Origin of the sequence: Mycobacterium sp. pV006 (genome assembly GCF_041287115.1) — a bacterium.
In the GTDB taxonomy this organism is placed as follows: domain Bacteria; phylum Actinomycetota; class Actinomycetes; order Mycobacteriales; family Mycobacteriaceae; genus Mycobacterium.
In genome coordinates this window covers 51,891-69,510 of the sequence record NZ_JBGGKT010000001.1, presented here as the reverse complement: position 1 = coordinate 69,510, position 17,620 = coordinate 51,891, and the positions used below count along the sequence as shown (strand labels likewise).

The 17,620-nt window shown below is 69.0% G+C and carries 16 protein-coding genes; 10 read left to right on the top strand and 6 right to left on the bottom strand.

Annotated elements, in window-relative coordinates; genetic code table 11:
• Positions 1–19 precede the first annotated feature (19 nt).
• The 6 genes from pgeF to ACAG25_RS00310 all read left to right on the top strand — a co-directional run bounded on the left by pgeF (position 20) and on the right by ACAG25_RS00310 (position 4,000).
• The gene (gene pgeF / locus ACAG25_RS00335; RefSeq protein ID WP_370486309.1) at positions 20–745 is read left to right on the top strand and encodes a peptidoglycan editing factor PgeF; all 726 of its coding nucleotides are present in this window, start codon (positions 20–22) and stop codon (positions 743–745) included.
• Positions 742–1,578: a YggS family pyridoxal phosphate-dependent enzyme gene (locus tag ACAG25_RS00330; protein ID WP_370486308.1), complete on the top strand. Its 837-nt coding sequence runs from the start codon at positions 742–744 to the stop codon at positions 1,576–1,578. The genes pgeF and ACAG25_RS00330 overlap by 4 nt, the downstream gene beginning before the upstream one ends.
• A complete protein-coding gene (locus tag ACAG25_RS00325) occupies positions 1,575–2,216 on the top strand; it encodes a cell division protein SepF (protein ID WP_370486307.1) in 642 nt (213 codons plus the stop codon). Before ACAG25_RS00330 ends, ACAG25_RS00325 begins: the two co-directional genes overlap by 4 nt.
• A gap of 110 nt (positions 2,217–2,326) precedes the next feature.
• Positions 2,327–2,617, top strand: coding sequence for a YggT family protein (locus tag ACAG25_RS00320; RefSeq protein ID WP_370486823.1), 291 nt, complete (start codon positions 2,327–2,329; stop codon positions 2,615–2,617).
• A gap of 225 nt (positions 2,618–2,842) precedes the next feature.
• On the top strand, positions 2,843–3,652 hold the full coding sequence (locus ACAG25_RS00315; protein ID WP_370486306.1) for a DivIVA domain-containing protein: 810 nt from the start codon (positions 2,843–2,845) through the stop codon (positions 3,650–3,652).
• A gap of 30 nt (positions 3,653–3,682) precedes the next feature.
• Complete coding sequence (locus ACAG25_RS00310; protein WP_370486305.1) at positions 3,683–4,000, top strand: DUF308 domain-containing protein; 318 nt, start codon at positions 3,683–3,685, stop codon at positions 3,998–4,000.
• An 11-nt stretch (positions 4,001–4,011) separates the two neighbouring features.
• On the opposite strand, the gene ACAG25_RS00305 is transcribed toward ACAG25_RS00310, so the two are convergent.
• A complete protein-coding gene (locus tag ACAG25_RS00305) occupies positions 4,012–4,704 on the bottom strand; it encodes a phosphoribosyltransferase (protein WP_370486304.1) in 693 nt (230 codons plus the stop codon).
• 119 nt (positions 4,705–4,823) lie between these two features.
• Here ACAG25_RS00305 and ACAG25_RS00300 point away from each other — a divergent pair, with 119 nt between their 5' ends.
• The 4 genes from ACAG25_RS00300 (at position 4,824) to ACAG25_RS00285 (ending at position 11,909) form a co-directional block, all read left to right on the top strand.
• On the top strand, positions 4,824–6,176 hold the full coding sequence (locus tag ACAG25_RS00300) for a TIGR01777 family oxidoreductase (protein ID WP_370486303.1): 1,353 nt from the start codon (positions 4,824–4,826) through the stop codon (positions 6,174–6,176).
• Between the two features lie 33 nt (positions 6,177–6,209).
• Positions 6,210–6,596 (top strand): nuclear transport factor 2 family protein, encoded by a 387-nt coding sequence (locus ACAG25_RS00295; RefSeq protein WP_370486302.1) that lies wholly within the window; start codon positions 6,210–6,212, stop codon positions 6,594–6,596.
• A gap of 103 nt (positions 6,597–6,699) precedes the next feature.
• Positions 6,700–8,136, top strand: coding sequence for a nitrate/nitrite transporter (locus ACAG25_RS00290; RefSeq protein WP_370486822.1), 1,437 nt, complete (start codon positions 6,700–6,702; stop codon positions 8,134–8,136).
• Positions 8,133–11,909 (top strand): molybdopterin-dependent oxidoreductase, encoded by a 3,777-nt coding sequence (locus tag ACAG25_RS00285; protein WP_370486301.1) that lies wholly within the window; start codon positions 8,133–8,135, stop codon positions 11,907–11,909. Before ACAG25_RS00290 ends, ACAG25_RS00285 begins: the two co-directional genes overlap by 4 nt.
• A gap of 15 nt (positions 11,910–11,924) precedes the next feature.
• On the opposite strand, the gene ACAG25_RS00280 is transcribed toward ACAG25_RS00285, so the two are convergent.
• The 5 genes from ACAG25_RS00280 to ACAG25_RS00260 all read right to left on the bottom strand — a co-directional run bounded on the left by ACAG25_RS00280 (position 11,925) and on the right by ACAG25_RS00260 (position 17,599).
• A complete protein-coding gene (locus ACAG25_RS00280) occupies positions 11,925–12,545 on the bottom strand; it encodes a TetR/AcrR family transcriptional regulator (RefSeq protein WP_370486300.1) in 621 nt (206 codons plus the stop codon).
• A gap of 23 nt (positions 12,546–12,568) precedes the next feature.
• Positions 12,569–13,558, bottom strand: a complete 990-nt coding sequence (locus ACAG25_RS00275; protein ID WP_370486299.1) for an oxygenase MpaB family protein — start codon at positions 13,556–13,558, stop codon at positions 12,569–12,571.
• 34 nt (positions 13,559–13,592) lie between these two features.
• A complete protein-coding gene (locus tag ACAG25_RS00270) occupies positions 13,593–14,900 on the bottom strand; it encodes an acyltransferase (RefSeq protein ID WP_370486298.1) in 1,308 nt (435 codons plus the stop codon).
• Between the two features lie 77 nt (positions 14,901–14,977).
• Positions 14,978–16,021, bottom strand: coding sequence for a phosphotransferase family protein (locus ACAG25_RS00265; protein WP_370486297.1), 1,044 nt, complete (start codon positions 16,019–16,021; stop codon positions 14,978–14,980).
• 33 nt (positions 16,022–16,054) lie between these two features.
• A complete protein-coding gene (locus tag ACAG25_RS00260) occupies positions 16,055–17,599 on the bottom strand; it encodes an acyl-CoA synthetase (protein WP_370486296.1) in 1,545 nt (514 codons plus the stop codon).
• Between the last annotated feature and the right edge of the window lie 21 nt (positions 17,600–17,620).

Below are 17,620 nucleotides of genomic sequence, written 5' to 3'. Positions count from 1 at the left end.
ACGACGTACGGTCGCAAGCGTGCGATTCCGTGTGCGCCGTGTGACCACCACCCGCGCCGGCGGTGTGTCGAAACCCCCGTTCGACACGTTCAACCTCGGTGACCACGTCGGTGACGACCCCGCCGCCGTGGCCACCAACCGCCACCGGCTGGCCACGGCTGTCGGGCTGGCCGCGGGCAGTGGTGGGGACCGGATCGTGTGGATGAACCAGGTGCACAGCAGCCGGGTGCAGGTGGTCGATGACCCGCGCGAAAAGCCCGACGAGACAGACGGTTTGGTGACCACCCGGTCCGGGCTGGCGCTGGCCGTGGTGACCGCCGACTGTGTGCCGGTGCTGATGGCCGATGCGCGCGCCGGGGTGGTCGCGGCCGTGCACGCCGGACGGGTCGGAGCGCAGAACGGCATCGTCACGCACGCGTTGGACACGATGAGATCCGCCGGGGCGCACGTCGAGGACGTGTCGGTGTTGCTCGGGCCGGCGGTCAGTGGGCGCAACTACGAGGTGCCCGAACAGATGGCCGTCGAGGTCGAACGCGCGTTGCCCGGCAGCCGCACCACCACCGCGCGGGGCACCGCCGGGCTGGACCTACGAGCCGGGATCGCCGCGCAACTGCGCACAGCGGGGGTGTCGGCCATCGACATCGACCCGCGCTGCACCGTGGCCGACCGCGAACTGTTCAGCCATCGCCGCGATGCGCCGACGGGTCGGCTGGCATCGCTGATCTGGCTGGAGCCGGCCCGATGAGCAGTGCCCGTGAGCAGGAACTGGCCACCGCGCTGACCGCGGTGCGCGAACGCCTGGAGCGCGCGGCCGAGTCCGTCGGCCGCCGCGCCGACGAGATCGAGTTACTCCCCGTCACGAAGTTCTTCCCGGCCTCCGACGTGGTGGCGCTGCAGCGGCTGGGATGTTCCGCGTTCGGTGAGTCGCGCGACCAGGAGGCCACCCGCAAGGTCGATGACGTGGGCGAACTCGTCGGGGGAGCGCCCGTCCGGTGGCACATGGTCGGCCGCATCCAGCGCAACAAGGCCCGCTCGATCGCGCGGTGGGCGCACGTGGCGCACTCGGTGGACAGCCCGAAACTCGTCGCCGCGCTGTCCCGGGCCGCCGCCGAGGCGCTCGACGAGGGGCAGCGCAGCGACCCGTTGCACGTGTTCCTCCAGCTCAGCCTCGACGGCGACGAAGCCCGCGGCGGCGTCGACGTCGACGCGACCGATCGCATCGACGAACTCTGCGACGCGATGGACCGCGCCGAGGGACTGCACTTCGCCGGATTGATGGCGATTCCGCCGCTGCATGCCGACGCCGACGCCGCGTTCACGCGGTTGCACCGTGAGTATCGACGCGTGCAGGAGCGATATCCGCAAACTCTTGCACTCTCGGCCGGGATGTCGGGCGACCTCGAAATCGCCGTCAAACACGGCTCCACTTGTGTGCGTGTCGGTACCGCGCTATTGGGAGCGCGACCGCTAACGTCACCCGAAGTCACACCAGTCACACGATCACCACAGACAACAGGGTCTCTCGGGTCTACCGACAAGACAGAAACTTCATCACCGCACAAGGGGTCAGCACGATGAGCACACTGCACAAGGTCAAGGCCTATTTCGGTATGGCGCCGATGGACGACTACGAAGACGACTACTACGAGGACGACGACCGCGGTCCGGCCCGCGGGTACCGCCGTCCCCGCGAGGAGCGCTTCGAGGACGAGGCCTACCCGCGCGGCTACGACGACCGCCGGGACTACGACGAGCCGCCCGCCTACCGCGCGGGCATGGCCGGCGGTTTCGAGGACGCCCGGTTCGAGCCCCGGATGCGCACTCCCCGCGAATTCGACCGCACCCCGCCGCGTTTCGGTGCGATGCGCGGCTCCACCCGCGGCGCCCTGGCGATGGACCCCCGCGGCATGGCCGAGTTGTTCGAGGCCGGTAGCCCGCTGGCAAAGATCACCACGCTGCGTCCCAAGGACTACAGCGAGGCGCGCACCATCGGTGAGCGGTTCCGCGACGGCACCCCGGTGATCATGGACCTGGTGTCGATGGACAACGCCGACGCCAAACGGCTGGTCGATTTCGCCGCCGGCCTGGCGTTCGCGCTGCGCGGTTCGTTCGACAAGGTCGCGACCAAGGTGTTCCTGCTCTCGCCGGCCGACGTCGACGTGACGGCCGAACAGCGCCGCCGGATCGCCGAGGCCGGCTTCTACGCCTACCAGTGAGCAGTAACCGCGGCCACAGGTAGGCTGGCGACGTCGCACGCAGCGGCGGACCGGCCGGATCCCGGGCGGTATCGAACGTCACCATCTGCCTACGAGTGAGGTCGCTTCCGTTGGGGCTCTTCTTCGAAATCCTGGGTTTCGCGCTGTTCGTTTTCTGGCTGCTGCTGATCGCCCGGGTCGTCGTCGAGTTCATCCGCTCGTTCAGCCGGGACTGGCATCCGCGAGGCGCGACCGTCGTGGTGCTCGAGATCATCATGACACTGACCGATCCGCCGGTACGGCTGCTGCGCCGGATCATCCCGCAGCTGACGATCGGTGCCGTACGGTTCGATCTTTCGATCATGGTGTTGTTGCTGTTGGCGTTCATCGGCATGCAGCTGGCGTTCAGCGCCGCCGCCTGAATCCGCTCTGAGCAGCGGCGATGCCATCCGTCGGGGGGGCGTGACGAGCTGCCGGGCTGGGGTGGCGCGCCTGCGTGCCTGTCGCGGGATTGTTGAAAATCTGTCTTAATTCCCGACCTCGTCTGCAACCGTAGGGTCTGGTGTGACAGGATGGACGCCAGTTACGACCCTGTAAGGCTCTACACTTTGTGATCGTTCACGGTCCAGACTTCAAGGGGGCAGACGATGCCGCTCACTCCTGCCGACGTGCACAACGTCGCGTTCAGCAAGCCACCCATTGGTAAGCGCGGCTACAACGAGGACGAGGTCGACGCGTTCCTCGACCTCGTCGAGAACGAGCTGTCCCGCCTGATCGAGGAGAACAGCGACCTGCGTCAGCGCGTCGCCGAACTCGATCAGGAGCTCGCCGCGGCTCGGTCCGGCGCCGCGCAGCCGACGCAGACCATCCCCGCCTACGAGCCCGAGCCGGAGCCCGAACCAGCCCCGCAGCAGGTGTACGAGGCACCCCCCGCGGCGGCGCCGGCTGCTGCGCCCAGCGAGGATCAGCACCTCCGCGCGGCCAAGGTGCTCAGCCTGGCCCAGGAGACGGCCGACCGTCTGACCAGCAGCGCCAAGGCCGAGTCCGACAAGATGCTCAGCGACGCCCGCGCCCAGGCCGATGCCATGGTCTCCGAGGCGCGACAAACCGCCGAGACCACCGTGGCCGACGCCCGGCAGCGGGCCGAGGCGATGCTGGCCGACGCGCAGACCCGCTCGGAAACCCAGCTGCGGCAGGCGCAGGAGAAGGCCGACGCGCTGCAGGCGGACGCCGAGCGCAAGCACTCCGAGATCATGGGCACCATCAACCAGCAGCGCACCGTGCTGGAAGGTCGCCTCGAGCAGCTGCGGACGTTCGAGCGCGAATACCGCACCCGGCTCAAGACCTACCTGGAATCGCAGCTCGAGGAACTCGGTCAGCGCGGCTCCGCGGCGCCGGTCGATTCGGGCGCGGGCAACGACGGGAACTTCAACCAGTTCAACCGGGGCAGCAACTAGCCGCGTGCCCCACCGACCGAAGGTTGGCCCATGCTGATCGTGGCGCTCGTCCTTGCCGTCATCGGCCTGGTGGCACTGGTGACCGCGGTGGTCACCAGCAACGAGCTGATCGCGTGGGTGTGCATCGCCGCGAGCGCGATCGGTGTCATCCTGCTGATCGTCGACGCGTTGCGCGACCGATCCAAGCCCGCCGCGGCGTCCGACGAGGTCACCGAAGACGATCTCGACGACCGCGAGGTCGAGGACTACCCGGACGAAGCGCCGATCGCCGCCGACTACACCGACGAGGAACCCGACGTACCGGCCACCGACGGCGATCGCACCGAGGACGAGACCCCCAAGTCGTGATCCCTTGTGGGTCAACGGTTCCCGGTGGCCTGCGAATCGGAGACGGTTGGGGTGGCCAGCAGCGTGCGCACCTCGTCGTCGCTCACCTGACGGAAGTCCGCGTAGAACTCGCCCACGGCCCGTAGGTCCGACGGCGTGAAACTGCACACGACGTCGTCTGCCTCTCGGCGCAACCTGTCGCACACCTCGCCGGGTCCCACCGGCACCGCGACCACCACCAGGCCGGCGCCGATCTGACGCACCGACCGCACCGCGGCGAGCATGCTGGCGCCGGTGGCGATCCCGTCGTCGACCAGGATGACGGTCTTGTCGGTGACGTCCAGCGGTGCCCGGCCACCCCGGTAGGCCTGTTCACGCCGGCGAAGTTCGACGCTCTCCCGTTGCACCGCGGCGTGCACGTCGTCGTCACCCAGCCCGAGACTTCGCAGCAGGTCGTCGTTGAGCACGACACCGCCACCGGTGGCCAGCGCTCCCATCGCGAGTTCGGGGTACTGCGGGACCCCGAGTTTGCGCACCAGGCACACGTCCAGCGGGGCGCCCAACCGGGCGGCGACCTCCCAGCCCACCGGCACGCCGCCGCGGGCCAAGCCGAGCACCAGCACATCTCGGCCGTCGTGTCGGTACCGGTAGGACGCCAGGTCGTCGGCCACCACCCGGCCCGCGTCCCGCCGGTCGGAGAACGTGGGTCTCCGCCTGGTCTTCACATGGTCATCCTGTCTGTCACCCTGGCCGAGGGGTACCCGCGCCCACACCGGGCAATCCCCCCGCACGTCGGCGCCGAATAGCGATGGGTAAAGCCGCCCGCAGAACACGAGGAGGAGCCGTGGGGATCCAGTTCGAGAGCGTGGTCGACCACCCGCCGTCGGAGGTCTGGGACTGGCATGCCCGCCCGGGCGCCATCCGGCGGTTGACGCCGCCGTGGCAGCCGATGACTCCCTTGGCCGAGGCCGAATCCCTGAGCGACGGTGTCGCGACGCTGCGCCTGCCCGGCGGATTGCGGTGGACAGCACGCCACGACCCCACCGTCTACGACCCGCCGCACCGCTTCGTCGACGAACTGTCCGGGCACGGTGTCGTCGCGTGGCCGGTCCGCGCCGCCGGAGGCTGGCGCCACACGCACACCTTCGACGACGCCGGCGCGGGACGGACCCGGATGTGTGACCGGGTGGACGCGCCGGTGCCCGAAGCGCTGCTGCGCCCGATGTTCGTCTACCGCCATCGTCAGGTCGCCGACGATCTGGCGGCCCACCGCCGGGCCGCCGACGCCGCGATGAGGCCGATGGTCGTCGCGGTCACCGGCTCCTCGGGTCTGGTCGGTGCGGCGCTGTGTGCCTTCCTGAGCACCGGCGGCCACCGGGTCATCCGCCTGGTCCGCGGACCGGCGAGCGGGCCGGACCAGCGGCAGTGGTCTCCGGACGCACCGGCTGCGGACCTGCTCGACGGTGTCGACGCGGTCGTGCACCTCGCCGGCGAGTCGATCGCCGGACGCTTCACCGCCGCGCACCGCGCCCGGATCCGCGACAGCCGGGTCGAACCGACCCGCCGCCTGGCCCAGGTCGCCGCGGACGCGACCGACGGCCCACGCGTCTTCGTCAGCGCCTCGGCCATCGGCTACTACGGAAGCGACCGCGGAGACAACCAACTGACCGAGGACAGCACGCGCGGCGACGGTTTCCTCGCCGACGTCGTCACCGCCTGGGAGGCCGCGACCACACCCGCCCGCGACGGTGGTCTGCGCGTGGTGACCGTGCGCACCGGCATCGTGCAGTCCGCGGCCGGCGGAACCCTGCGGCTGCTGCGCCCGCTGTTCGCGGCCGGACTCGGCGGCCGCGTCGGCGACGGCCGACAGTGGATGTCGTGGATCGGGCTCGACGACCTGCTCGACATCTACCACCGGGCGCTCTACGACGACCGCCTGTCCGGTCCGGTCAATGCCGTTGCGCCGCAACCGGTTCGCAACGCCGATTACACGCGCGCCCTGGCCGGGGTGCTGCGCAGGCCGGCGCTGCTGCCGGTGCCCGGGCTCGGACCCCGGGTCCTGCTCGGGGAGCAGGGCGCGCAGGAACTGGCCGAGGCGAGCCAGCGCGTCGTGCCGGCCACCCTGCTCGGACTCGGCCATCCGTTCCGCCACCCCGAGATCGGTGCGGCGCTGGCCCATCAGTTGGGCAAGGGTTGACTCTCCCCCGAGGGGAGACCTCACCGTGGGTCCATGACGAACGAACGGACCTCAGCGACAAGCATTCTGTGGGACGACCTTCCGCAGGCCGTCACCATCTACCTCACCGCGCACCGCCGGCGCGACGCGGAGACCGCGCTGCGTGTCTTCGCCGACGACGCGTCGATCACCGACGAAGGCCGCACCCATACCGGGCGCACCGCCATCGCCGACTGGCTCGGCACTGCGGGTGGCGAGTACACCTACACCACCGAAATCCGTCACGCTGAGCAGACCGGCGACGCCGACTTCGTCGTCCTGCAGCATCTCGAGGGCGACTTCCCGGGCGGCACGGCCGATCTGTTCTTCCGGTTCACCGTGGCAGGTGGGCTGATCACCCGCCTGGTGATCGAGCCGCGAGGCGCTTCGTCCGGACCGTGACCCTCACCGGGGTGCCGGCCGGCATGTGAGCGCGAGTTTTCCACCTGGTCACCGAGGTGCAACCGCGGCGGAATGGCCCGGCAGTTGACTTCGACCCGTGGCAATTACAGCAGCGTTCCGCAATCGCGACATCGAGCACTGGGATCCCGAAGACCGGGATGCGTGGGAGGGCACCGGAGGCCGGCCCGCGGGCAAGGACATCGCGCGGCGCAACCTGATCTGGTCGGTCGTGGCCGAGCACGTCGGATTCTCGGTGTGGTCGATCTGGTCGGTGATGGTGCTGTTCATGCCGCAGGACGTCTACGGCATCGACGCGGCCGGCAAGTTCTACCTGGTGGCGGTGCCCACCCTGGTGGGGGCGTTCGTCCGCATTCCCTACACCATCGCCCCGGCCCGGTTCGGCGGGCGCAACTGGACCGTCGTCAGCGCGCTGCTGCTGCTGATCCCCACCGCGCTGACGCTGTATTTCATGCTCAACCCGACGACCTACACCACCTATCTGGTGGTCGCGGCGTTCGCCGGGGTGGGCGGCGGCAACTTCGCCTCGTCGATGACCAACATCAACGCGTTCTACCCGCAGCGGCTCAAAGGCTGGGCGCTGGGACTCAACGCCGGCGGCGGCAACATCGGTGTCCCGGTGATCCAGCTCGTCGGCCTGCTGGTGATCGCCGCGGTGGGCAACACCCGGCCCGAAATCGTATGCGCGGTCTACCTGGTCGCCATCGCGGGCGCAGCGCTGGGCGCGGCCCTGTACATGGACAACCTGCGCAACCAGAAGTCCGACTTCGGCGCGCTGATCGAGGCGATGCGGTTCAAGCACTCGTGGGTGATGAGCTTCCTCTACATCGGCACCTTCGGCTCGTTCATCGGTTTCTCCTTCGCGTTCGGCCAGGTGCTGCAGATCAACTTCCTGGCCTCCGGCGACAGCCCCGCGCAGGCGGCGCTGCACGCCGCCCAGATCGCGTTCCTCGGACCGCTTCTCGGTTCGATCGCGCGTCCGTTCGGCGGTCGGCTCGCCGACCGGATCGGGGGCGGGCGGATCACGCTGTACACGTTCGTCGCGATGACGCTGGCCGCGGGCATCCTGGTGGCCGCGGGCACGTTCGACGACGCATCGGCCGGAGCGCCCACCACCGGCCAGATGGTCGGCTACGTCACGGGTTTCATCGTGCTGTTCGTCCTGTCGGGCATCGGCAACGGGTCCACCTACAAGATGATCCCGTCGATCTTCGAAGCCAAGGCCCAGGGTCGCGACGACCTCGACCGCGCCGAGAAGGCCCAGTGGTCGCGCGCGATGTCGGGGGCGCTGATCGGATTCGCCGGCGCCGTCGGTGCGCTCGGCGGGGTGTTCATCAACGTGGTGCTGCGCGCCTCCTACGTCGGGGAGGCGAAGTCGGCCACCAACGCGTTCTGGGTGTTCCTCGGCTTCTATATCGTCTGCGCAGTGGTCACCTGGGCGGTGTTCCTGCGGCTCAAGGACGGTCGCGCCCATGAGTGCATCGGACGCAGTCAGACCCCGATTCCCGCCACCCAGCCGTGACCCGCAGCGCCTGCTCGTACTGCGGCGTCGGGTGCGGGATCACCGTCGAGACCCGGCCTGACGCGGCCAGCGGTGCCCCGGTGATCGCGAAGGTCACCGGAGATATCCTGCATCCCAGCAACTTCGGCCGTTTGTGCACCAAAGGGGCCACGCACGCCGACGTGATGGCCGACACCGCGGGACGGCTGACCACCGCACTGCGGCGCCCGTCCCGCGGCGGCGACCTGCTCGCCTGTGACGTCGACGACGCGGTGGCCGAGGCCGCACACCGGCTCCGCGCGATCGTCGACGAGCACGGCCCCGACGCCGTCGCGGTGTACGTGTCGGGGCAGATGTCGCTGGAGGCGCAGTACGTGGCCACCAAACTGGCGAAGGGATTCCTGCGCACCGTGCACCTGGAGTCCAATTCGCGGTTGTGCATGGCCAGCGCCGGCACCGGATACAAACAGTCGCTGGGCGCGGACGGCCCACCGGGGTCCTACGCCGACTTCGACTGCACCGACCTGTTCTTCGTCATCGGCTCCAACATGGCCGACTGTCACCCGATCCTGTACCTGCGCATGGCCGACCGCCTCAAGGCGGGAGCGAAGCTGATCGTGGTGGACCCCCGCCGCACCGCCACGGCCGAACGGGCGGACCTGCACCTGCAGATCCGGCCGGGCACCGATCTGGCGCTGCTCAACGGTCTGCTGCACCTGCTGGTCGCCGACGGCGCCGTCGACGAGGAGTTCATCGCCGCGCACACCGAAGGCTGGGACGCGATGCCGGCGTTCCTGGCCGACTACCCGCCGTCGCGCGTCGCGGACCTCACCGGGCTCGCTGAAGCCGACATCCGCACCGCCGCAACGATGATCGCCGAGGCCGGCGACTGGATGAGCTGCTGGACGATGGGTCTGAACCAGAGCACCCGCGGCACCGCGCACACCAACGCACTGTGCAACCTGCACCTGGCCACCGGTGCGATCTGCCGCCCCGGCAGCGGCCCGATGTCACTGACCGGTCAACCCAACGCGATGGGCGGCCGTGAGATGGGCTACATGGGTCCCGGCCTGCCGGGCCAGCGGACAGTGACCAGCGCCGAGGACCGCGCCTTCGTCGAACACCGGTGGGGCCTGCCGCCCGGCGCCATCCGCTCCGAGGTCGGGCCCGGCACCGTCGAGATGTTCCGCGGCCTACGCGAGGGACAGATCAAGGCGATCTGGATCATCTGCACCAATCCTGTTGCCAGCCTGCCCAATCGCGACGTGGTCGTCGTCGGCCTGCAGCGCGCGGAGCTGGTGATCACCCAGGACGTCTACGCCGACACCGCGACCAACCGGTTCGCCGACATCGTGCTGCCCGCCACCTTGTGGTCGGAGGCCGACGCGGTGACCGTCAATTCCGAACGTACCGTGACCCTTTCGCCGCAGTGCACGACAGCACCGGGGCAGGCCCGGCCCGATTGGCAACTGATCTGCGCGATGGCCGACCACCTCGGGTACGGCGACAGCTTCGCCTATGCCTCGGCCGCGGAGATCTTCGACGAGATCCGGGGCTTCCACAATCCACGGACGGGATACGACCTGCGGGGCGTGACGTATGCGCGGCTGCGGGAAGGTCCGGTGCAGTGGCCCTGTCCCGACGCCGGGGCGCCTGCGCGCAATCCGATCCGGTACCTCAACGACGGGGTGTCCCAGGAGTTGTTCGTCGACGCGGACGGCACGGTGCCGCGGCTGGCGTTCCCGACCCCGTCGCGGCGCGCGGTGTTCCTCGCGCGTCCGTACGTGCCGGCCGCCGAATCCGCCGACGACGATTTCCCGACCGTCCTGAACACCGGGCGATTGCCGCACCAGTGGCACACCATGACCAAGACCGGACGGGTGGCCCGACTCAACCGGCTCAACCCCGCGCCGATGCTCGAGATACACCCCGACGACGCCGCAGCATCGGGCATCCACGACGGCGTGCATATCGAGGTGCGATCGCGCCGCGGCCGCGCGGTGCTGCCGGCCAAGCTGACCGACCGGGTGCGGCGCGGCACCACATGGGCGCCGTTCCACTGGAACGACATCCACGGCCCGGATGTCACCGTCAACGCGGTCACCAACGACGCGGTCGACCCGGACTCCCTGCAACCGGAACTCAAGCTGTGTGCCGTCCGGCTGACTCCGCTGTCCACCGACCTGCCCGCCGCCGCCGAACCCGCGCCCGACGAGGCCCTCGCGCAGCACGGTCCGTTGGTGTTGTGGGCGTCCCAGACCGGCAACGCCGAAGAACTCGCCGGTGCCCTGGCCGCGCGGCTGCCCGACGCGCGGCTGTGTGCCATGGACGACGTGGACCCGGCCCGCCTGTCCGGTCCGGTGATCCTGGTGACCAGCACGTTCGGCGACGGTGGTCCACCCGACAACGGTGCGGCGTTCTGGGAACGCCTCAGCCGTGCGCAGGCCCCGTCGTTGTCCGATGTCCACTACACGGTCCTCGGCCTCGGTGACCGGTCCTACGCCGAATTCTGCGGGCACGCACGGGCTCTCGACCTCCGGATGGCCGAACTCGGTGCGGTGCGGATCGCCGACCGAGCGGACTGCGAACTGACCGACGACGAGCCGATCACCCGGTGGACGCAGACGGTGCTGTCGACGATGGGCGCGACCCTCGACGCGGCGGCCGATACGCCGGCGCCGTTCACCCGCTTGCATCCGCTCGATGCGCCCCTGTGCCGCAACACCGCGCTCACCCCTGCGGCATCGGCGCAGCAGGTCCACCACATCGGGTTCGACATCAGCGATGCCGAGGCGACCTACGCCGCGGGCGACTCGCTGGGCATCTACGTGCACAACTGCGCCGATGTCGTCGGAAAGTGGCTGGCGGCAACCGGATTCACCGGCGGCGAATCCGTCACCGTCGACGGACAGGACATGCCGCTGCACGCGGCGCTGACCTCGCACTATGACGTGTGCAAGGTGACGCCCGACCTGCTTGCATTCGTCGCACAACACTGCGTCGGACCGGACCTGGCCAAGCGGCTACGCAAGGACCGCGACGGGTTGACGGCGTGGCTGGTCGACCGCAACGGCCTCGATCTGGTGGAGGAATTCGCGGTGCGCGCCGCGCCCGAGGCGTGGCAACAGGTGCTGGTGCGGTTGACCCCGCGGCAGTATTCGATCTCGTCGAGCCCACTGGTCAGCCCGGACGAGGTGCAGCTCACGGTCGGGGTGGTGCGGTACGGCCGCGAGGGTGTGAGCCGGCGCGGGGGAGTGGCATCGACCTTCCTGGCCGGTGCCCCGCTCGGCACCCGGGCACCGGTCTTCCTGGCGCGATCGCCCAACTTCCGGCCGCCGCAGCACCGCGACACCCCGATGATCATGGTGGGGCCCGGCACCGGGGTCGCACCGTTCCGGGCGTTCCTGCAGGAACGGCGGGCGCTCGGCCACCCCGGCGCCAACTGGTTGTTCTTCGGCGGTCGCCACCGCGAACAGAACTTCTACTATCGCGACGAACTGCTGGGCATGGTCGACGACGGCCACCTGACCCGTCTGGATCTGGCGTTCTCGCGAGACCAGCGCAAGCGGGTGTACGTGCAGCACAGGATGATCGAGCACGGCCGCGATGTGTGGCGCTGGCTCGCCGACGGCGCGCACGTCTACGTGTGCGGGGACGCCACCCGGATGGCGCGCGACGTCGACGACGCACTCACCGAGATCATCCGCACCCACGGCGGTATGACCAACGACAAGGCACGCGACTACAAACGGCAACTGGTCGCCGACAAGCGTTACGTGCGCGACGTGTACTGACAGCGGGCGGATGTGTCACCGCGGGCGCCGCGACGCGCGTGCGATCGCGGTGACCAGACGGGTGGCGCTGTCGGCCAATGCCTCCCGGTCGATGTCGAGCCGCCCGTCGATCCATTCCAGGTACAGAGAGACCAACGCTCCGGACAATGCGGCAGCCAGGACCCCCAGTTCTTGCGCGTCCCGCGGGGCGTCGCGACTGTCCGTGCTGTCCAGCGCCGGAACCAGCGTGCTGATGAAGACCGGTGCCTTGCCGGCTTGATGGGCGCGTAGCGTCTCGTCGGACATCGGCTCCCTGAGCAGAATGCGGGCGCGCCTCGGGTCTTCGTCGAAGTACTCGGCGCACGTCTCCAGGACCGTCCTGATCGACAGCGTCGGGCGTCCCTGCCCTGCCTGCACGAGACGTTCCAGCAGTCCTTCTTCGACATGGTCGTAGGTTGCGATGAGCAGCTCTTCGCGGCCGGAGAAGTTCTCGTAGAGGTACCGGGGGCTCAATCTGGCCGACCGGCAGATGCCCCTGAGCGTGACCGACGCGGCACCACCGGCGGACACGGTGTCGAGGCACACGTCGAGGAGTTGCCGCCGGCGTTCTGCAGCCCGGTCGTCCATCGTCGTGCCGCGCCACACCGTCTCACCCACAACGCAATGATGCCCTCCGGGGGTCAGGAAGCGCGCGTGGCGGGCGCGGTCGCCTGAGACCGTCGGATGCCGTCGGCGTTCTCGGCTCCCAGGAAGGCGCGGACCAGCCCTGCGCCGAGCGCCTCGATCTGCAGGAGACCGAACGCGGGAAGTGAGGCCAGATGTGTCAAGGCCAGTACCGGATCGGCGAGTCGCGGGATCCGGTGCTCACGAAGGCACGGACGCGGAATGGCGCTGTAGGCCAGGAAGGTGGTCGCGAGGAGCAGGAGGTCGGCCGCCAGCGTGGCTGCGGTGTCGCCCGAGGTGTACCTGAATTGGGTTGCCGCGGTGCGTAGCTGAGTGCGGAAGTACCCCTTGCGCGTCCGGTACTTGTGCGACTGGGAGCGGTAGTATTCGGCGACCTGTTGCGCGGTCACCGGCACCCGCTCGCGTGGCACCCCCATCAGCACGGCGAGTTCGGCGGTCTCGCGGAAGAACTGGTCACGCTCGTGCGGTGGAAGTCTGCGCGGCGGTTTCCCGTCACGGAATGCATACCGTTCGTAGGCGATCAACGCGCCGTGTGCGATCGTCACCGCCGCGAACAGCATGGTGTCGGTGTCGACTGCTGAGTACGGTTGCCCGTCGTCGGCGTTGAGTCCCGTCATGGGTCGGTGGTAGGCGGCCAGGCGGTCGGCACACCGACGAGCGGCCAGCGTGTCGCCGAAGATGATGGGCAGCGGCCCCACCACTGTGCGGCGCAGGCGGTCGGTGATCCGTCCGCCCTTCTTGGCCGGGTCGCCGGCCCAGGTGCGCTGCTTCTTGGCATTGGTGGGATAGAGCGGGTCGTGGTCGAGCAGCACCGACTGGAAGTCGACGTGGGGCGCCTCCAGGAGGTTGGTGATCTGCGCGATCATCAGCGGCACCGCCGGTGCGCTCAACACCTGCCACGAGAGGGACCCCGGCCCGAAATAGCCGCGGTCGACATCGCTGTCGATCGCCCACGGGGCAGGCTGCGAGAGGTTTCCGGCCGTCATGGGAAACGAGTGTTTCCTATGAAGGCACGTGCCGTCAATGCCCGGCGGCGACACTGCTCACGCGCGGCCGTCCGGCGACGAACAGCGCACCGACAACGAACAGCACGATCGGCACCACCGGCAGACGGCCACCGGGTGCGAACCCGTTGGCCGACAACAGCGCCAGCGCGAGTGCGGCCGAGGCGGTACCGGCGTAGAGCAGGGCCTCGCCCACCGCGGGTGGGAGCGGGGTCGCGAACGTCGGCACCGGCGCGGCGAAGAACCGCCGCTGCCAGAACAGCAGACACAGCAGCGCGGCGGTCACCACGGCCAGCACGATCTCCCACTGCAGGCGTGCCAGCCACCACGCCCCCGACCCGAGTTCGGGTTGTGGCAGCAGCCCGGTCGGATAGCCGACCAGCGTGACCACGATGACCGGCATCATGTGCCACAGATACAGCGCCATCACGTTGTCGTTGGCGATGCCCAGCAGACGGGGCCACGCGCGGCGCGCGAGCGCCCGGTTCATCAGCGGAACCAGCGCGAACAACACCCCGATCTGCACGGTCGCCAACGCCAGCAGCGCCACCGACGGCGGCGCCGAGTTCTCCACCCGCACCCCGGGGACCCCGATCATCGCGATCGGATACGGGCCGCACGTCACCAGGATCGGCAGCGCGACGGCGGCCACGGTGGCCAGCGCCAGCAGCACGCGCTGCCGCAGCAGCGCGCCGTGCCAGGCGATTCCGAGTTGGTAGATCGCCGCCCAGCAGAAGAAGTAGTTCAGCGCCCGGATCTGCTGCGCATCGGCGGTGATACCGACGATGTCGACGACCACCACACCGGCGGCCAGCACCGCCGGCACGGCCAGGCCGAACCGGGCATGCGCGGCCACCGCCACCGGCGTCAACGCGACCACCATCAGATATACCGCCAGGAACCACAGGTGCATGGCCACCGCCCAGCCACCCAGCGCCAGCACCGACCCATCGATACCCGCGGCCAACAGCACCGCCATCACCACGATCACGAACCCCGCGTAAACCCCGGTCGGGCCCAGCGTGCGCGCGATCCGGCGGCGCACCCAGTCCTGCCGCGACTCGCTCCCCGCGTCCCGTCGTCCCCAGGACACCGCGCTCGCGTAGCCGGCGACGGCGAAGAACACCGGCACCACCTGGAAGCCCCAGGTGAGCCACTGGGTCCACGGCATCAGCACCAGCGGGTTGTCGCGGCCGAATTCGCCGTCGCGGTAGGTCATCACCGACAGCAGCCAGTGCCCGATGACGACGAGCATGACCGCTGCGGAACGGTAGAGGTCGAGCGCGAGCTCACGCGCCGGTGCCGAGGCTCTGGTGGTGTCCATCGCTGACCATTGTGCTGGCGGCGAGCCCCCGAACGCGGGAGCGTGGGTGTGAGTGTCCGGAGGGGGCTCCGTCGCCGTCAGCCGCGTGTCTCGATCCGCTCGAGCGCTCGTTCGAACAGATGCACAGCAGTGGCGTGGAGATGGTCGCCGATGTCTTTGTCGGCTTTGCCCGCACAGGCTCGGGCCATCGTGCCTTCCAGGATGATTCCGAGCTTGAAGCCCGCCAGCACGGTGTACCAGGTCATGTGCGACAGGTCGCGGGTGGTGTTCTCGGCGTACCGGGCCAGCAGAGCGTCGGGACCGGCCCATCCGTCGTGACTGCCCAGAGCGCCGCCGAGAACGGCCGATCCGTCGTCCTGACGCCAGGTCGCCAGCAGCCACCCCAGATCCAGCAGCGGATCACCGATCGTGGACATCTCCCAGTCGACGATGGCGACCACCTCCGGCCCGGTGTGGGAGAACATCACGTTGGCGGCGTGGTAGTCGCCGTGCATGATGCCCGGCTTCCAGGACGTGGGTCGATGTGCCTCCAGCCAGGAGGCCACCTGCTCGACCCCCGGGATCTGCGGGCCCGGATACCCGTCGTACTGGTGGTATGACTCCAGTTCCGACAGCCATCGCGGGACCTGCCGTTCCAGGAACCCGTCGGGCTTACCGAAGCCGGAAAGTCCCACGGCCACATGGTCGACAGCGCCCAGTCTGGCCAGCGCTTCGGCCATCGAGAGACCCATGTCGTACTGCATCTTCGGATCTCCGGCGTGCAGCGGTGGTAGCCCGTTCGCGGCGTTGAAACCGTCGATCGGTTCCATCAGGTAGAACACCGCATCGCCCAGCACCGTCGTGTCATCGCAAATGGCGATGAGGTGTGGATGTGGCACATCGGAGTCGGCCAGCGCCGCGAGCACCTCGGTTTCCCGCAGTATCGAGGCGTTGCTGCGGGGGCGCAGATGTCGCGGTCCGCGGCGCAGGACGTATTCCCGGCCGGAGCGGGTGAAGCGCAGCATGACGTTCTGTGTTCCGCCGGCGATGGCGGAGACATCGGTCAGCGGGCCTTCGCCCAAGCCGTGCCGCGTCATCCAGTCCGCGACGGCATGCCAATCGACTGGGTCCTTGGAGTTCATCGACATCAACCTTCGGTGCGTGAGAATCGCGGCTCAGACCGCGCGGCCGGCGGCCTGCCAATAGCGTTCGCGCAGTTTGCGTTTGAAGATCTTGCCGGAGTCCTCTCGCGGCAGATCCTCGGCGAAGTCGATGCGCCGGGGGACCTTGTAACCGGCGATGCGCTCCCGCAGGAACTGCTGGATGTCGGCGGCGGACAGATCGTCGTGGCCGTGGCGGCGTTGCACGACCGCGCACACCGACTCGCCGTACTCGTCGTCGGGGATACCGAACACGGCGCAGTCTTCGACACCCGGCATCAGGTGCAGGGCCGCCTCGATCTCGGCGGGGTAGATGTTGACACCGCCGGAGATGACCATGTCGATCTTGCGGTCGCAGATGAACAGGTAACCGTCGTCGTCCAGATAGCCGATGTCGCCGGGTGCCACCAGCCCGTCGCGGTCGACGCCGGCGCGCTTGTCCGGGTCGTTGTGGTAGACGAAATCGCCGGACCCTGGCAGCATCGCGGCGATCTCGCCGATGCTGTTGGGAGGCAGCTCGTTACCGTCGTCGTCGAGGATCTTGACCACGGCTCCGACCATGGCCTTACCGACCGTCCCCGGGTGTTCCAGCCACTCCTGCGGGGAGCAGAAGGTCACGTTGCCGGTCTCGGTGGCGCCGTAGTACTCGTAGATGACCGGGCCCCACCAGTCGATCATGGCCCGCTTGACATCCGGTGGGCAGGGCGCGGCCGCGTGCGCGACGTACTGCAGCGACGAAAGATCGTAACGGGCACGGACTTCCGGCGGAAGCTTGAGCAGTCGGCTGAACATGATCGGCACCATGTTCAGGTGGGTGATGCGTTCAGCTTCGATGAGCCGGAGCAGTTCCTCGGGATCGAAGCGCGGCATCACCACGATCCCGGCGCCCACCCGCAGCGAGAACAGGGCGTGGTTGTTGGGCGCGGCGTGGTAGGTGGGCCCGACGATCGCGGTGACCACGGTGGTCGGGTCGTCCACGAGGTGGAAGCCGTAGCTCTGCACGAACATCGCCGTGATGCGTTCCAGCTGTTCCGGACCGAACGGTGGGCGCCGTACCCCTTTTGGCGTGCCCGTGGTACCGGAGGTGTAGATGATCGTCGCGGGGTAGCTCGCCGGATCGAACTCGCGGGGAGTGAACCCGTCTCGCCAGGACTCCCACTCGAGGTCGCCGGGAGCGGCCTTGCCGTCCTGGTCGCCGATGCCGTAGGCGTCGCGGATCTCCGGTGGGGTCTCCACCACCAGCACCGCCACACTTTCGGGGATTGCGTCGCGCCGGTCGATCAGCAGGTCGGCGTGGATGACCAGCGCCTTGGCCCCGCAGTCGTCGAGGATGTAGCGCACCTCAGATGCCGTTGAATGCCAGTTGATCTGCACCGGGAAGCAGCCGAGTATGGCTGCCGCCATGGAGGCTTCGAAGAAGGGCACGTCATTGCGCAGGCAGATCGCAATCGCGTCGCCGGGCTGCAGGCCCAACTCCTGAAACCCCGCGGCCACCTGCGCGCTGCGGGTCTGGATCTCGGTGGTGGTGAAGCGGCGCTCACCGCTGATGATGTCCGACATCTCGGGACTCCCTTCCTGTGG

Excerpts from the sequence above, each read along its gene's own strand:
- ACAG25_RS00270 (WP_370486298.1), bottom strand. The coding sequence starts at position 14,900 with ATGGACACCACCAGAGCCTCGGCACCGGCGCGTGAGCTCGCGCTCGAC.
- ACAG25_RS00330 (WP_370486308.1), top strand. The coding sequence starts at position 742 with ATGAGCAGTGCCCGTGAGCAGGAACTGGCCACCGCGCTGACCGCGGTG.
- ACAG25_RS00295 (WP_370486302.1), top strand. The coding sequence starts at position 6,210 with ATGACGAACGAACGGACCTCAGCGACAAGCATTCTGTGGGACGACCTT.
- ACAG25_RS00265 (WP_370486297.1), bottom strand. The coding sequence starts at position 16,021 with ATGAACTCCAAGGACCCAGTCGATTGGCATGCCGTCGCGGACTGGATG.
- ACAG25_RS00325 (WP_370486307.1), top strand. The coding sequence starts at position 1,575 with ATGAGCACACTGCACAAGGTCAAGGCCTATTTCGGTATGGCGCCGATG.
- ACAG25_RS00315 (WP_370486306.1), top strand. The coding sequence starts at position 2,843 with ATGCCGCTCACTCCTGCCGACGTGCACAACGTCGCGTTCAGCAAGCCA.
- ACAG25_RS00260 (WP_370486296.1), bottom strand. The coding sequence starts at position 17,599 with ATGTCGGACATCATCAGCGGTGAGCGCCGCTTCACCACCACCGAGATC.
- ACAG25_RS00310 (WP_370486305.1), top strand. The coding sequence starts at position 3,683 with ATGCTGATCGTGGCGCTCGTCCTTGCCGTCATCGGCCTGGTGGCACTG.
- ACAG25_RS00275 (WP_370486299.1), bottom strand. The coding sequence starts at position 13,558 with ATGACGGCCGGAAACCTCTCGCAGCCTGCCCCGTGGGCGATCGACAGC.